13 protein-coding genes and 1 pseudogene are annotated in these 14723 nt (G+C 58.1%); 3 read left to right on the top strand and 11 right to left on the bottom strand.

The genetic code is table 11. The annotated features are described in order from the left end of the window. Nucleotides 1-167: 167 nt before the first annotated feature. A complete protein-coding gene (locus KRZ98_RS12230) occupies nt 168-1280 on the top strand; it encodes a ParB N-terminal domain-containing protein (protein ID WP_217673803.1) in 1113 nt (370 codons plus the stop codon). Further along, nucleotides 1273-2160 carry a restriction endonuclease gene (locus KRZ98_RS12235; protein WP_217673804.1) on the top strand — a complete coding sequence of 296 codons (888 nt, stop codon included), beginning with the start codon at nt 1273-1275 and terminating at the stop codon, nt 2158-2160. Before KRZ98_RS12230 ends, KRZ98_RS12235 begins: the two co-directional genes overlap by 8 nt. Before the next feature lie 18 nt (nt 2161-2178). Here KRZ98_RS12235 and KRZ98_RS12240 read toward each other — a convergent pair whose 3' ends face one another. The 10 genes from KRZ98_RS12240 to panB form a co-directional block, all read right to left on the bottom strand. Then, on the bottom strand, nt 2179-3138 hold the full coding sequence (locus tag KRZ98_RS12240; protein WP_217673805.1) for a hypothetical protein: 960 nt from the start codon (nt 3136-3138) through the stop codon (nt 2179-2181). A gap of 629 nt (nt 3139-3767) precedes the next feature. Next, complete coding sequence (locus tag KRZ98_RS12245; RefSeq protein WP_217673806.1) at nt 3768-5414, bottom strand: hypothetical protein; 1647 nt, start codon at nt 5412-5414, stop codon at nt 3768-3770. Nucleotides 5415-5528: 114 nt separating this feature from the next. After that, on the bottom strand, nt 5529-6617 hold the full coding sequence (locus KRZ98_RS12250) for a phospholipase D-like domain-containing protein (protein WP_217673807.1): 1089 nt from the start codon (nt 6615-6617) through the stop codon (nt 5529-5531). Next, the gene (locus KRZ98_RS12255) at nt 6562-7059 is read right to left on the bottom strand and encodes a hypothetical protein (RefSeq protein WP_217673808.1); all 498 of its coding nucleotides are present in this window, start codon (nt 7057-7059) and stop codon (nt 6562-6564) included. The genes KRZ98_RS12250 and KRZ98_RS12255 overlap by 56 nt, the downstream gene beginning before the upstream one ends. Further along, nucleotides 7052-7258 carry a hypothetical protein gene (locus KRZ98_RS12260; protein ID WP_217673809.1) on the bottom strand — a complete coding sequence of 69 codons (207 nt, stop codon included), beginning with the start codon at nt 7256-7258 and terminating at the stop codon, nt 7052-7054. Before KRZ98_RS12260 ends, KRZ98_RS12255 begins: the two co-directional genes overlap by 8 nt. Beyond that, nucleotides 7255-7686: a hypothetical protein gene (locus tag KRZ98_RS12265; RefSeq protein ID WP_217673810.1), complete on the bottom strand. Its 432-nt coding sequence runs from the start codon at nt 7684-7686 to the stop codon at nt 7255-7257. Before KRZ98_RS12265 ends, KRZ98_RS12260 begins: the two co-directional genes overlap by 4 nt. A gap of 449 nt (nt 7687-8135) precedes the next feature. Continuing rightward, the gene (locus tag KRZ98_RS12270) at nt 8136-9656 is read right to left on the bottom strand and encodes a hypothetical protein (RefSeq protein WP_217673811.1); all 1521 of its coding nucleotides are present in this window, start codon (nt 9654-9656) and stop codon (nt 8136-8138) included. Then, nucleotides 9656-11104, bottom strand: coding sequence for a toll/interleukin-1 receptor domain-containing protein (locus KRZ98_RS12275; protein ID WP_217673812.1), 1449 nt, complete (start codon nt 11102-11104; stop codon nt 9656-9658). Before KRZ98_RS12275 ends, KRZ98_RS12270 begins: the two co-directional genes overlap by 1 nt. 757 nt (nt 11105-11861) lie before the next feature. After that, nucleotides 11862-12476: a LysE family translocator gene (locus KRZ98_RS12280; protein ID WP_254798303.1), complete on the bottom strand. Its 615-nt coding sequence runs from the start codon at nt 12474-12476 to the stop codon at nt 11862-11864. A gap of 112 nt (nt 12477-12588) precedes the next feature. Next, entirely contained in the window at nt 12589-13416 is an 828-nt protein-coding gene (gene panB / locus KRZ98_RS12285; protein WP_217673814.1) for a 3-methyl-2-oxobutanoate hydroxymethyltransferase, read from the bottom strand. Between the two features lie 152 nt (nt 13417-13568). On the opposite strand from panB, the gene KRZ98_RS24415 reads away from it, so the two are divergent. Further along, nucleotides 13569-14051 carry an Lrp/AsnC family transcriptional regulator gene (locus KRZ98_RS24415; protein ID WP_217673815.1) on the top strand — a complete coding sequence of 161 codons (483 nt, stop codon included), beginning with the start codon at nt 13569-13571 and terminating at the stop codon, nt 14049-14051. Nucleotides 14052-14394: 343 nt separating this feature from the next. On the opposite strand, the pseudogene KRZ98_RS12295 reads toward KRZ98_RS24415, so the two are convergent. Then, nucleotides 14395-14526, bottom strand: a pseudogene (locus tag KRZ98_RS12295) (IS110 family transposase); the annotation flags it as partial. Nucleotides 14527-14723 lie beyond the last annotated feature (197 nt).

The raw sequence follows: 14723 nt of genomic DNA on the forward strand, positions 1-14723 counted from the left end.
CTGCAAGACGCCTCAGTCAGTCCCATTCTGCCACGCCGCTTAGGCTACCCCTGAGCGTCGGCTTCAGCCGGCGCGTGGTAAGCGTCAATATCGATAGATCTAGGTTGCTCGTGCAGGCTGAGGCCCGCTAGTTGGGTGGTGTCGAGAATCGGCATGGGGAGACGCAAATGTACATGTCGGAGCTCGAAGTTAGGAAGGTGTCGGTAGACGACATTTTCCTCGATCCTAATAACCCTCGCTTTTGGTCAGAACAGAATACGCGCGAAATTCCCGATCGACGCATCCCCGACGAAAAGGTGCAGGCGACCGCGCGAACCAACATCGACCGCCATGGCATCGACGATTTGTTCAACAGCATATTGCGCAACGGCTTCCTGCTGCTTGATCGAATCGTGGTGCGCTCGATCGAGGGGCATGACGGAAAATATGTGGTTGTCGAAGGCAATCGCCGGTTCCGTTCGCTGACGAAGCTGCGCACCGCGATCAAGGAAGAAACAATTGCTGAGGAAGGGATCGACGATGATTACCTCGCTCGCCTGCTCGAGGAAACTACGGCTATCGAGGTCTTAATCTACAAGGGCTCCGGCACCGATGACATTTCTTGGATGCTTCAGGGAATTCGTCATATCAGCGGTATCCGCGATTGGGAGCCGGCGCAGCGCGCAAAGCTCGTTGCCAAACAGATTGACGATGAGGGCAAGACCTTCCGGGCAGCCGGCCAGCAATTTGGCCTGTCCCCACAAGCTGTCGGGCGACTTTACCGGACCTACAAGGCGCTTGAGCAGATGCGAGCGGACGATGAGTTCGGCGGCAAGGCGCGCAATGATTATTTCTCGCTATTTGAAGAGGCCTATCGCAACACCACCCTGCGCGAGTGGCTCGGATGGGATGAGGAGCAGCGGAAATTCACCAATGAGGATCGCATCAAACGATTCTACTCGTGGGTCTCGCCTGACGACGAGCATGAGGACAAAGCCCGACGTATTCACAACCCCAAGCAAATCAAGGAACTCGCGTATCTCATCGAGAATCAAAAGAACTCGCTGATTACGGAATTTGAGAACCACGAAACAGGTATTTCCGAGGCATATGGCCGCGCAACAAGTGAAACTAAACCGCAGGATTGGCGTAAAGCGGTCGAGCGTGCGCGCACGCTTGTTGGTGATCTTCCCCAGTCTGCGATTTTTGATGATACTAAGGATTTCATCGCCGAGCTCGAACGGCTGAGCAGCGAAATCGACAAGCGTTTGGACATGGCGCGGAAGCAGCTGGATGAGTGATGTCCGTTACGGTGCTCTCGGCGATGCCAAGAAGGCCGTGAGGGCATATATTCACGAACATCTTGCGATCTCAGTGGCATCGGTCGATGCCGAACCAGCGTTTCAGCTGGAGGTCGATTTTGCGCGCTTCCTCCGCACCCGGGGAGTTGAGGAGAATCTGGCGTCGGAGTTGTCTGCCGAGCAATACGCTCTGGTCGAACGCAAGGTCAGCGACCATGTCAATCGCTGGTTTGCTCACGGCCTAGCGCCACCTCTCGGATTTCAGGTCGACAACGAGAAAACGATCATCACATGGCGGCATGACCGCTACGAAGAGCTGACCGGCCACGTTCCTATTCCCGAGACACATTTCAAAGCGGCTGGATGGATTGCTGATCACCTCAACCGCGCATTTCTGCTTCCGTGCGCTTGCTATCTGCGCGCCTTGGGCTGCGATCCTATTTTCATTACGGATGGCGCGCGTGATGAAGGCATCGATCTCATCGGTCTGATACGTGGCGGCCCGCTGCGATCAATGGTGCTCTATGTTCAGGCAAAGTCTCAATCGCGAATGTCTGGTGACGAGCTGCTTCGTGAATTCTCGAAGTTTGCGAGCCTTCCGCAAACCGACAAACATCTCCGCTACCTCGATGCCCTTGGCGTCAGTCGCCTGAAGGACGGCGCCAGCTTCGTCTATCTTTGTCTTGTAAATGGAGACTTCGACTTTGCGGCCGAAACCCATGGTCGCAACCTCGGGGCCCTTCTCCGGTCGCGGCGGCAGATCGCCGACCAATTGTCCCAGCACTACAGTCAAGACCGTCTCGATCAGCTTGGACAAACGATTGTCATGCCGACCGGAGCCGATCTCGGACGTAATCTCGCGCCGGTTTTGTCACCCTGATCCAGCCCGCAGGCAATATTAGCAGGCAGCGGTAGCAGGCATTTCGCCTTTAAGAGGAGGCCAGATGCCTGGCCCTTTGAATTGCAACCGTTCGAATATTTCGCGAGGCGTCAGAGCCTCGTCTTCTGAGCCATATTCGGTACGCTCATCGTCACTTTCGTGGTCGATCCACGCCATCGCTTGAATGAGATATAGGATAAGGACCGACACCGAATAGAAACGGTAAATTCGGCAACGTGACTTAGCCACGTCGACCCAATCTTCATGGCCAGGAGACTCATCGCCGCCGTGAAAAAGAAAGTTGCGGAACTCTCGCGCTAGCTCGGCAGCGGCGACAAGCGTGCTGCTGCCATACTTCTGCTCAATGCGTTCGCAGCGTTCCGTCATGAGCTCGCCCATACGGCAATGAGTTAAGGCGAGCTTAACTAGGTCGCTAACTCCACGGAACCGTTGACTGAGTTCGGGCCTCGACTCGAGCAACCGGCGCCCTCTTTCGCCAAATCGTTGCTCTTTAATTAGCCTCTTCAGCTCGTCTGATGCTGTCTCTGAAACCGTGGCTTCGTAGGCTTGCCACAGAAAATTGAATATGGTTGCGGCAGCGACATACTTGGATGCCATTTCACTCTGCCCATATTCATAGTCGATTGTCGGCTCGCAGAGGGCGAACACCATCGGGTCTTCGACATACCCAGTGTCCGCCTCGACGTCGTCAATGCTCGCCGCCATCCGTAAACCGTAGAGCACGCTCTCCCATCGAGAGGGGTCACAAACCGCAATTTCCTCCTCATGAATGTCCCGGATCACGCGATAAAGTTCGGCGATATGCTCGCGAAGAGGCAAAAGGCGCGCGCGATGGCAGTCGTCGCGCCCACAGGTACAAACGACGGCATGCTCCGCAGGGTCGATGGCGTGATAACGCTTGGTGAGATGCCCATTCTCACCACGCACCCATTTTGCGTAGCTCTTCTCGTCGCGCATAGATACATATAGGGAACGAAATCCGGCACATGGCAAGATATTTTCACGACCCGAGCAAGGCGACTGGTGAAGATGTTGCGCGCTCCCGGTGCATTGAATGCAGGTCGGGCTGGACCGTCCATCGTCGTCCAGCCTTTTCCACGAGTCCAAATCGTGCTAATGATGGCTACGGCGATTACTCAAGTCCATGAATTAATTGAGAAATCAAGCGCCTAGGCGGTGCCCCAGAAAGCTCTTCTGCCCCTTCGTCCATGGTTGTCCATGCAGGTCCGATAGCGTCCAGAATTCGAACGATTTTATGTCTTTAGCTGGGACCAATGAAGACGTTCTGGGGCATTACATTCCCAACATGATTCCGCGTTCAACCCGAGCATCGCGTGGCGGCTGTCGACAAAGTCTTGCCATTTCGAGTCTCATGCCAGAACGGCCGCTCACGCTGAAACCCGCCATTTGCACGCATTCGAGCCGCCAGCCAGCTACGCACCCGTTTCGGCTATTTGACGGACCAATTGTTGATCCCGGAAGCTGCCGCCCGCGGAGGTCACATGGCGACTGGCATAATCCATTGTTCGAGGATACTGCTGATAGTCGCTATTGGTGGCTGTCCTCATTATCACTGGTGAAACGGACTATGGGATATCGAAAGTCCACAGTCTGTTCGTTACCGCCCGCAGGCCGTCGAGACTGCCATCTTCGAACTCGCCATCTGAAACAAGCAGAACATCCAGATTTCCGGCCTGCTCGCGGAGTCCTAACAACTGCCTTCTCAACTGTGTCATGCTTGTGCCGTTATCGCATGCAAGCCTGATAGCGTGTGTTTCTATCTGCCTTGCCAACCGCTGGTGTAGTTCGGATTTGCCCGCGAAAAGGACGAATTCGTCCTTCAGTAGGCCAGCATCGGCCCAAAGCTTTAGTGTCGCAAGGGCCCGGGGCAAGCGGTCGGCAAAGCTCTGTGAGCAATCGATCACCGCGAGGGCAGGCCTCGCCGGGGTGACAAGAGCCTCGAACAGCACACGCTTCAGGTCTTTGAGGGCGGGCATACCAGGGCGCACGCCGAACATCATGCCCTTCTCAGACGTGATGTCGGCACGATCCATGTATTCCACGGTGAAGCGGTGCGGTGACAGGTTATTGTACTTCGTCAGCGTTGCCTGGTAATCTGTGGCGGTATAGGCGCTCTTCTCCGAAAACTTAGCATCGAGCACGATCATCGCCGATCCTGACGCGGTGTTATTATCGTAAATGGCAAAATCCGGCATCGTCGATCCGATCTTTGCCTTATATTGGAAAAAGACCCATGCGTCCGATCCTATTCTCGCCACCGGAGTGCTGGCGCCGGTATATCTCAGGTTCCAGACGTCGGGGCGATCAACCAGCCCAACATTTTCGAGGGTGATTGCGTATCCCGCGCCTTCGAGCGTCCGCAGAATGTAGCACAGGAGCCAGACCTCGAAGAGCTGTGGCAAATTGCGGAATACGGAAAGCTCGATCAAGGCGGCGATCCCGTCGAGGTTTGCCAGCAGGGTCGCAGTTATGCGCATCTGCTCGACGAAAATCGTGATCTTGTCTTTCTCTTCCGCATAGTCATTCAGCGATGCGTATCCGGCATGATGATTCGCGGTTAACTCGTCGCAGGCCATGTTCAACGCATTGCATTTTTCAGTCATGCCGCCGATAAATGGATCTTCGGTGTCTGGCAGAGAAGTCCTGATAAGCTCGACCTGTGTTCGCAGCAGCTCCACGACATCTTCATGATAGGTAATTTCGTCAGGCCTCTGCTGGTAGAAGTCTCCGTACCTTGACGGTCTCCAGCTACCTGGACGGCAAGTACTGGATGCCTCAAGCAGAACGTCTAGCGTGGTGGAGGCCTCCTTCCACATGTCCTCGAGCTTCCTATTGCCCCCCAGTCGTTTCAGCGCATGTCTGTCCCATTCCCCCATGATCTTGCGGTGTTGCGGTTTGAGATCTTCTAATCCTGGCAGCGTGGCGATGGTTCCTGTCGTGCGGGCGGCGTTGCCGTGGACTTCGAGGAACTCCATGACCTCGTTCAGCATGGAGATGGCCGGACCACGATCGTTCAGCACCCTGTCCAGCAATTGGGCATGCGAAATCTTCGGGATGAGTATGCCTGGCTTCTTGCGGACCTTATTCCTGTCCGCCTCCTCACCTTGAAGCTTCAGGTCCTGACACAGTGCTTCCCAGCCCTTTATGGAAAGAAGGTCAGCGAGTTTAGTGAGGGCGGTTCCCCGTCGTAAGCGGGTATCAAGGTTGACCATGAATTCTCCAAAGCCCCTATGGTGTGGATCGGCGAAGCTGTGCAGGCGGCCGGGCGCCGAGCGATAATTAGGCGACCAACTTCACTCACGAGCCAAGCTCCTTCGAACCGACGCTCAAGTGCTGGCCGCGCGCGCCCCGTCCCGAGAAGACCCATCAACCGCGCGCTTCGCCTTGTCGATCATCTCCACGACCCGTGGCAGCGCCACGAAGTCTTCGCCGTCGCGCAACAGGCGTTGCGCAACCGACAAGATGTCTTCCTTGTCCTGCGTGGACATGCGGAAATCCCCTACCGCACCGGGGACGCTCACGATGCCGCGAATGGTCGGCGTGACATCGTTCTCCCCCCGGACGCGAAGCCGCAATGCCGGTAGGGGGACGCGCGAGGCGCCCCACACACGCGGCGACTTCCCCTTGCAGCTAAGGTCGACCAGCCATGAGCCAGCAAGTGGCGCATTTTCGAACTGGTAGCCCCATGCGTTTCGAAAGTCGGCAATTCCCAGTTCCTCGTCAGAAGCGCCAGACTGGGATTGCAGTTGTTTCAGCGCCGCCTTCCCGCCATCTCCTAAACCGGTGTTATATGCCACTACGAAGACTTTTCCGAAAAGCTCGGGTGCCTCGCGACAGGCGGAAATAAGACTTCGCGCGGTGAGAGTCCTAGGCGTGATCGCGGGCGGGTCGAGTTCGCGCCGACGGATCTCCTGTTCGACCATGCGACTCGAAACCTGCGTGGTCTCAATTTGATCGTCCCAAAGCCGCTGGAATAGATCGCGCGTCTCGCCGACCACACTGGAGTCGTCCGTCAGGATGTTCGCCTCGACGGTGCCGCCCAGGATGTCGCCCTCTTGCGTCACCCCATACCTTGAGGGATTCGATGAGCCGATGATAACGGCAGCATCGGTGATGTAGAGCTTTGCGTGGAGACGGCGATGCGACCGGATTAACGCACCCACCTTGATGAGCTCCAGCAAGGCCTTCGGGTTGCATGCGGGTGAGTCGAACCTGCACAGGACCCGGATCTCCGGGCCACGGCGAAGCCCGAGCATCGAAGCGGCGCCCAAGCCCCAGAACGGGGCAGCGAGCGAGACGCGGCGTTGCCGAGCCTTCAGCCGTTTGAACTCGGCCGCGAGCTCGTGCTCTCGGATAAGCCTAATCATGCCGGGGGAGCCCATCGGCAGATCGATCCAGAAGATTTTGGCGGACATCCACAAGCGGGGGCTCGATGCTTCGCGTCTGCTCAGGCTCACCCTCCCAGAACCAACCCTGGGTCTCCCACTTCGCCCTGGTCCAGTCGTGCTTCAGAATCCGGGCAGCGAGGTGCACGATGCGGGCGTACCTCTCGGGCGTTCGCCCGGCTTCCTCCTCAAGCCCCTTGATTAGCGCCACCAGCTCGGCGTCATCCTTGTCCAAATCGTCCTCGGGGTTCATCCGGAGCGCGAGCTCAGCCCATATCCGTCGTGCGTCCTCCGGCGTGTCCACGTTAACCGCCTGTGCTATCAGTGACCGGACTGCATCGCGCCACTTCTCGCGTTGCTTGATCACGTTCTCCTCGGCGGACCGCCAACGGCTAGTGATCAGGACCCCGGCGAGCGTGATCAACGCGGCTAGTCCACCGCCCAACAGGCCAGCAACTAGGGTCTCACTCATCGACGACGCCATGCGATCTGCTCAACGGCGCGTCGTCCTCCGCGTAGTCGGGCCGCGCTCGCAACCTCGCCTCCAGATTACGGATGCGTTCTTGAAGTCGCTCGTTCTCGCGACGCGTCCGCAGCAGAGCGAACACGGCGGCGAAGACGGCGATCGCGTAGATAGCCAGCGCCCATACAAAGATAACGGAATTGCTCATTTCCGGTCTTCCCCTGCGATGGCTGCCTGCGCCTCATCCGCGGCGGGCACCGCACAGGCGGATGCGGTACGACGCATGTCGGAAAGAAGCACTTGTGCCTCCGCGGGCGTCAGCTTAGCGTTCGGCGTCTCGTCCTCCAGATATCCAAGGGCACCGGCGCAGAGGGCCTGTCGCCTTTCGCTGGCGAGGCGTTCGCGTGCTAGCACTACCGCATCGGCCTGCTGGATCCTCTCGTTCTGGAGCCGAATCAGCGCCTCGCTGTGATTAAAGTAAGCGACGCCGCCGGCGATCGGCGCCGTTGCCGCCGCCGTTATGAGCGCCGCTATTACCACGTCTGTGAATCTATTACTTCCAGCCAGCTTCCCATCCTCCCCTCGGATTGTCGATCGTCGATCGGGCAACGCAGCGACCTTTGTCGTCGCGGACAATCGAGACCTACCTCTCAAAGACGATGCCGGAATTCAGGGACAAAACCAAGGACGATGGTGTTGGTGCAGTCTTGGGTGGGCAATAGCGATTAGGCTAGGCGCGAACGCCTGCTTCTGCTGATTGCGGTCATTCGGCAACTGCCTTGGTACTGGCGGCAATGTCCCTAGCGTCGTGAAGTTGGCCCCTCGCCAGAGGCGGGGAGCCGATTGGTCAAATTTCGGTACTCTTGGCGAGGGCAGGTTGAGGCGAAGCGGATTGGCACGATCCTCCAGCACGTGCGCCGCGCCACGGATGACCCGCTTCGAGAAGTCGTCGACTGCCAGAGGCTCCAGAGCGCGAAGGGTACCGGCACCATTGTGATCAGCTCCAAGGCGGGGCAGCCTTCACCAGCGGACGGTTCCGCGTGGGTTTCGGGCCTTGCCCCCCCCATAGCGCTTTGAATCCGGACTCAAATATAGTGCCGGAAAGGGAGCGGGGGCAGGTCGCCGACCGGGGCCGCTGTAAGAATATCGCCAACGGCATCTGCAAATTTTAGAGTTACAGGTAGGCCGTCTGCATACACGCAAGCATTGAAGTTGATTTTGGTGAGGCCAAGGACGTCGGTCATTACGCGCTGTAGATCGGCTTCGCCGCGATGAATTTCAACCAGCAGGGGATTGGGAACCTCCCAGCCGGGGTAGGTGGCAAGCCTGGCGACAAAGCCCTTCGTCCAGAGATATCCGAAGCGGTCGCCGGCGAGATAGGCCGTTCCGCGCTGCACTGCCGTCTTGCCTAGGCGGAGCAGTTTGAGTTCGTTGGTCGGCCGGATGCGCACGCCGACAAGTTGCGTCTCCGGCGGCACGGCCGACGAAAAGCCTTCCCATTCATCATTGCTGAAGCGGGCCTTGCCGTGAATGAACAGCTCGGCCGGGGGAATACCGTGCATATCGTGGTATGCCTCGACGATAAGCGTCATCAACTCCGCTGCTTTTTCTTTCGTCAGATGGAAGGACTTGTCTGCCTCCGAGTACCAGGGACCAACGGCACCGCGGAAAACGACCCCATCGCCGCTGTCGAGGAACATCTGAGCGCCGCAGCATGCATTTGCGCCGCCAAGGGCAGTATCGTCTTTCTTAAAAACCAGCCCGACATAGCAGACGCCGGGTCGAACCTCGGCCAGCCGCCACGGCTTGCCGCTCGATTTGAAGAACGCCGTCGTGCAGAGATTCCACGCAATCGTTGCTGGATCCTGCGTAGAACGGAACTGGCGTCCCTTATCGTCAACGAATTCGTCCGGGGTGAGGGTGGTTTCGCGGACGATTTGGACCACGGCCTTCTCGCTCAACAGCTTGGCCTTGAGTTGGTGGTGGAAGTTCAGTTCGAACCTGTAGATTTCCGCGGCGTCCACCTCTTCCTGGAATAGCGAGCCGGTCTCGAGAACGAACCGCCCAGCGCGCCGGCTCAGTTTCGCATCGCCCTTGCTCCGTTCGCCGCGCGGCACATTGGACTTGGGTCGGCCGAAGCGGTGAACATCTTCCGGGATGACGACGAACCACATGGTCGGTGGCGCTTCGCTCTGCCGAAGGTAGCGCCGAATCGGAGTCTCAAAGATCCCGACCGCTTTCGAGATTGCTTCGTGGCGGTTCTCGATACGGATCGCATCGGCCAGCGCTACGCCGTCTACCTTGATCTCGGTAATCGGACGTTCGGGCCATTTGGTGTCGAACACGGCTTCGAAGCCGGGCCAGCTGGCGTGGTGGGCGGCCTCTGAGTTGGCGGATGGAATATAACCCCGTGCGCGCTTCGCCCAAGTCCGAAAGCGCTCAATACCGCCCTCGGTCCCGATGACACCAACCCGCATTTCGGCCGGATGGGCATCGTCTGCCAGCGGGCCAAAGAGAAACAAACCGTCCTTTGGATGCTCCATGCGCTGCTGGTAGCCAAAGCCGAGGAGAGGCTCGGGCAGCTGAATAAGTCGGAGCGCCGCCATCAGGCTTCGACCTCGCCGAACTCATCCGCATCGAGGAAGTCGATGCCATCGTCGAGTTGGTCGGCGGCGGTGTCGGTCTCCGCCTCCTCCTCCTCGATCGCGATACTATCACCCACTATGCTCGTTGGGGCCTCAAACGCCATCAGTTCGCCCGCCACGACCATCGCGGCGCCAACTCCGAGCGGAATGTGGATATCTCCGTCTTCGTCGGCCAAAAAGCGGATATAAGCGTTGAGCAGCGTTCGCCACTGGTCGTTCCACCAGTTCTTGCAGAAGCTCTTGCGCAAGCGCGCCATCGTGGCCTTGTTTTCGACCGGCTTGATCCCGTCCTCTGTGAAGACGACTTGTGGCTTGAGCTCGAGATGCCATCGCCGGCCAACGACGGGGTGCATCGTTACCGCAAAGCTCCAATAGACTTTACGCTTTTCGCTGCGACCGCTCAGGCGCTTCCGCCGCTTTCTGCCCGTACGGTCCACAAAGGTGACCGTGTCCTTTTCGATCAGACCGCGCGGTACATACCAACCCGTGCTGTTCGCGAACGCATAGGGGAGGAGGCCCTTTTCGGTTGCAAAGCGTTCCCAGGCCTGTCGAAGCAGATTCGCGATCATGCGCCGCGCGTCGACACCGCGCAGTTGTGGAGATCCGCTGGCTTCTCCCGCAACGAACTTCTGCAGATCCACATCATATCCGTGCTCAACCGAAAGATCCGGTGTCTCGACTTCGATGATTTCACTGGCTTTGGCGAAGCCAAGTCCGAGCCTGTCCCAGGCGACCACCGGCGTGTTGAATCTGCCTAGCGCCTTCGCGACGGTCTTGGCGTCTGAGCCATAGCGGCTGAGGTATGCTTTGCCCGGGAGAGAACGGATTTGAAGCCAAGTGCCCTCAACGGTTTCAGGCTCCGCCGAAATCGCCGCGCTCTGCCGCAGCCGAAAGTTTCGGAACTCCGCAATTCCCTGCATGTGGTCTTCTTCGCCCTTAGTCACAGCGCGCTCGTCGAGCGCCTCGAAAAGGCGGTGCAATCCGTCGGCCCAGTTGCCGTTGAAATTGATCGCGTTGAGCCGGATCACCTGCTCGGGAAACTCGTCATAGGGGAGATCGTCCAGGCGCACCGGGATGATAAACTTCGGATTTTTCAGCTTGCGAGACGTCGCGACCGCAAGCGCGATCTCATCGAGCACGCCGGGCTTCTGGACAGAGGCACGTGATAGAACGAGGACGACGACCTCGGCGTAATCCTTGATTGCATCGCCAATATCACGCCAGAATGGCTCTCCGCCTATCAGGCGAAGAAGGTCGCTCCAGACATGGTACCCGGCACCGATCAGGCGGGTCCCGAGCCAAGCGGTAAACTCATTGTCTTCCGGATTGGCGTGGCTGATAAATACGGTTCGGCGAGTGAGGTCGGAACCGGCTTCTACTTCGTTCAGGAGGCTTGTTACATCAGTCATGGCTCACCATGGCTGTCATCATGGTGCTCGTCTACCCGTCTACTAAAGCATTTCGGCTTCTATTCGACATCCACCTACGCATCGAAGTTAGAGGATGCTATCCGGCCGCAGATCCGCCCCTTGGCAGTCAGCTAGCGGCCAAATCATTGAGGGCTATCCGACGTGTTATAAATGACCGGTTTATCCGAGACCCGTCGTTCATGGACAGGCGCGGGAGCGGCGGGAAAGTCCCCCTGACCAGGCGCGACCTGGCAGGCGCAAGGACCCAAACATTGCGTCCATGGCCGTCCAGCCTTTTCCACGAATTAAAAGCATGCTAGTGATGCCTATGGCGAGTTCGTAAGTCTATGATTTGACTGCGAAATCAATCGCTTAGGCTGCCCTGCGGAAAGCTCTTCTGGGCACCAATACTGGCTCTGGAGACGTCCAGCAGCATCCAGTAAGCGGCTGGTTTCACAGCATTTCTTGACCGAAAATCGCCAGACACCGTCCGGCGAAATCCGGCTAAGGGCAACAGCAGCGGCAACAAATGTTGCTCTTATTGTTGCCCTCGGATCGACCCGGCCTTGCTGGGAAAACGACCATGCTGACTTACATCCAGATCAATGCTGGCGCTACTGGCGGATTTTTGACCAAATTGCGACATTGAAGCGGTCTGCTTCTAAGGCCAGGTCTCGACGCATCCCGCCGTTCAGACAAACCAGTAAACTGTCATCCGCTCCCTGCCGGTAGCGTCAGTACGGTACACGTGGCGGCCTTATCTGAGGGAGAGGGTTTCGATTGCCAGAACGAGAGCGAGGCCGATCATGATCGCACCAGATATGCGGCCCACAGCTTTCGCTGCTTCGGGGCGCGTTTGCAGGACAGCCTTGGACCCGTAACCCACCACCAGATAGACGATCCCACAGTTGAGGATGTGAATGCCGCCTAGGCCGACAAGCTGCGCCGGAACCGGCCAGGCCGCATGGACGTCGGTAAATTGCGGTAGAAGCGCCAGGAACAGCAGGATAACCTTGGGGTTAAGGCCGCTCACTCCGAAGCCTTTCACGGCCCAATGGCGCCAGCCTTTATCTGGCGCGATCGCGGCACTCTGGGGAACGGGTGGATTTGTTAGAAGTCCGATACCCAGCCAGAGCAGGTAGGCCGCACCGATCAGGGTCAGCCCTGTCAGCGCGAAGGGGATCGCCGCAATGAGGCCGGCGATACCGGCAGCGACGATCAAGGTCGCCAACAGGTGGCCTAACAGGAGCCCTCCTACCGCGGGTATCACAGCGCGATGGCGCAAGCCTGCCGAAATGGCGTAGGCCCAGTCCGCGCCGGGAGTGAGGACGAACATCATCGATACCGCCCAAAAGGCGGCGAGCAGTGCCAAGTTCACAGCGTGGTCCCAATGTGCCTGCAGCGAAGGCAGGGGCAGAAATATAATCTGCCAAGTGCTCAGGAATGGCGCACAGTCGCGCCTCGGTCACTTCAAGAAGCATTGCTCATTTGCGCGCCGCCAGACGATATTCTTCCGCCTCTGCCGGGAATGTTGCCGATCTGACGTCTTGAGCGAAGGCCTCGATCGCGTCCGAGACGGTTGATCTGAGATCGGCGTAGCGCCTGACGAATTTCGGAGTCCAATCGAACATACCCAGCATGTCCTCGGTCACAAGGATTTGCCCATCGCATGCAGCGGATGCACCGATGCCGATCGTGGGGCAGGATACCGACTGCGTGATCTCCGCCGCGAGTTCCGGCGTCACACCCTCGACCACCATTGCGATGGCACCAGCAGCGTCCGTCGCCCGTGCCTCTTCCAGCACACGCGCGCATTCTTCCTTGCTGCGCCCACGGGCTTTGAAGCCGCCGTCGAGGTGAACGGCCTGAGGTCTCAGACCAACATGACCGATGGCAGGAATTCCGCGTCCGGTGAGAAATGCGATGCTGTCAGCAACACCGCTTGCCGCTTCGACCTTGACGGCCTGAGCACCTGTTTCGCATAAAATACGGGACGCTGTATCGAAGGCCTGTTCGCACGATCGCTCATAGGAGCCGAACGGCAGATCAATCGCCACAAAGGCGTGCGAACTGCCCCGGACTACGGCCTGGCCGTGCAGGATCATCATCTCCACTGTCACGCCGACGGTGGTCGGCAGCCCGTGCACCACCATGCCGAGGCTGTCGCCGACCAGAAGCAAATCGCAATGCGGGTCGAGGAGTTGCGCCATCGGCGCTGTGTAAGCAGTTAGGCATACGATCTTCTCGCCACGTTGCTTGCGAACCCGCAAGGATGGAGCAGTGACCCGCTGAAAGACTGATTGCTTCGACATCAACAGATTCCTCGCTCCCGCCGAGGTTCCGGCGGTCTGGTCGTTGCAAGCAATCTTTAGCTGATAAATCGCGCTATGTGCTTGCGATCTTGTCGCTCTCGGCTCAGAAATCTGGCATAATCTTATCGATATTTAATTAGATGAGGCATATTATGCCAACCAGTCTGGACCCCATTGATCATCGCATCCTCCGGACGCTCCAGCAGGACGGACGTCTTCCTAATAACGAGCTGGCCAAACGGGTCGGCCTCTCTCCTTCACCGTGCTTGCGACGAGTTCGCCTACTGGAGGAGAATGGTGTGATCGAACGCTACACGACCGTGATCAATCCAGCGAAGGTCGGGTTCGGAATGACGGTTTTCGCCCGCGTCTGGCTTACAGGGCAGGATGAGGATCAGGTCGACCGATTCATTCAAGAGGTCGGCAAGCTGAACCAGATCGTGGAATGTCATCTAATGGCCGGCGATTGCGATTTCCTGCTTCGTATCGTGGCCGAAGATCTGGAAGGGGTGCGGCGGTTTCAGAGTCAGCATCTTGCGCGCATCAAAGGCGTTCAGAGTATCAAGACCGACATCCCCATGCAGCGAGTCAAGGACCAGCGAGAAATCCCCTTGTCACCGGACACCCGTTCGTAAACGTAGCGAAGATCGGTGCTGGGGCCGCGTCCGCAAATGGCGGGTTACAGATCGATTGTGTTGAAAAACTCGGCCTTGCAATGGTTCTAAAGTATTGATCTGTAATTGCAGAGCTAGTCGGTGTTGATCCCTTGAGGGTTTCATGGATCTGTCCGCACTGGCCGAGCCGAAGCTTGGTCGTGCTATATCGGGTCTCACAAGAACGAGCGTTGCATTGATTCGAAGCGGGCTGTGACGCCCATCGGACTACTTCGCAGATCGCTCGTCCCTGCGTTCCCTCGCGGGACACCGCCCTCGGATCAGCTTTGGAGCCTCACCGCTGGCAAACAGCTTTTATCTCATTTCAAGCCTGGAACAAGGTGCCATCGCGCAGCATGGCATGCATGATGACCGCCAGTCGGCGGGCAAGCGCGACACGAGCTTTTTTGAAGCCACGGCGTTTCACGATCTTCATGGCCCATGTTTTCATGTCAACGGCGGTCAGATTCCAGGCCATCGGGGCGGAGTAAAAGCAGGCCACTGTTGATGCGGGCCTGACGATATGAAGAGGGCCCCGATCGGGGCCCTCTTCATATCGTTGTCGTCATTGATCAGGTGGCGGTGATCTCGCCAGTGTCCGGGTCGACGACCGGAGTGGCCTGGTTTTGCTCCGCCCCGGCAGCACGGCGGCGG

The organism is Sphingobium sp. AS12 (genome assembly GCF_019097845.1).
Lineage (GTDB): Bacteria > Pseudomonadota > Alphaproteobacteria > Sphingomonadales > Sphingomonadaceae > Sphingobium.

Excerpts from the sequence above, each read along its gene's own strand:
- KRZ98_RS12240 (WP_217673805.1), bottom strand. The coding sequence starts at position 3,138 with ATGCGCGACGAGAAGAGCTACGCAAAATGGGTGCGTGGTGAGAATGGG.
- KRZ98_RS12270 (WP_217673811.1), bottom strand. The coding sequence starts at position 9,656 with ATGGCGGCGCTCCGACTTATTCAGCTGCCCGAGCCTCTCCTCGGCTTT.
- KRZ98_RS12245 (WP_217673806.1), bottom strand. The coding sequence starts at position 5,414 with ATGGTCAACCTTGATACCCGCTTACGACGGGGAACCGCCCTCACTAAA.
- KRZ98_RS24415 (WP_217673815.1), top strand. The coding sequence starts at position 13,569 with ATGCCAACCAGTCTGGACCCCATTGATCATCGCATCCTCCGGACGCTC.
- KRZ98_RS12260 (WP_217673809.1), bottom strand. The coding sequence starts at position 7,258 with ATGAGCAATTCCGTTATCTTTGTATGGGCGCTGGCTATCTACGCGATC.
- KRZ98_RS12275 (WP_217673812.1), bottom strand. The coding sequence starts at position 11,104 with ATGACTGATGTAACAAGCCTCCTGAACGAAGTAGAAGCCGGTTCCGAC.
- panB (WP_217673814.1), bottom strand. The coding sequence starts at position 13,416 with ATGTCGAAGCAATCAGTCTTTCAGCGGGTCACTGCTCCATCCTTGCGG.
- KRZ98_RS12255 (WP_217673808.1), bottom strand. The coding sequence starts at position 7,059 with ATGAGTGAGACCCTAGTTGCTGGCCTGTTGGGCGGTGGACTAGCCGCG.
- KRZ98_RS12230 (WP_217673803.1), top strand. The coding sequence starts at position 168 with ATGTACATGTCGGAGCTCGAAGTTAGGAAGGTGTCGGTAGACGACATT.
- KRZ98_RS12235 (WP_217673804.1), top strand. The coding sequence starts at position 1,273 with ATGAGTGATGTCCGTTACGGTGCTCTCGGCGATGCCAAGAAGGCCGTG.
- KRZ98_RS12250 (WP_217673807.1), bottom strand. The coding sequence starts at position 6,617 with ATGTCCGCCAAAATCTTCTGGATCGATCTGCCGATGGGCTCCCCCGGC.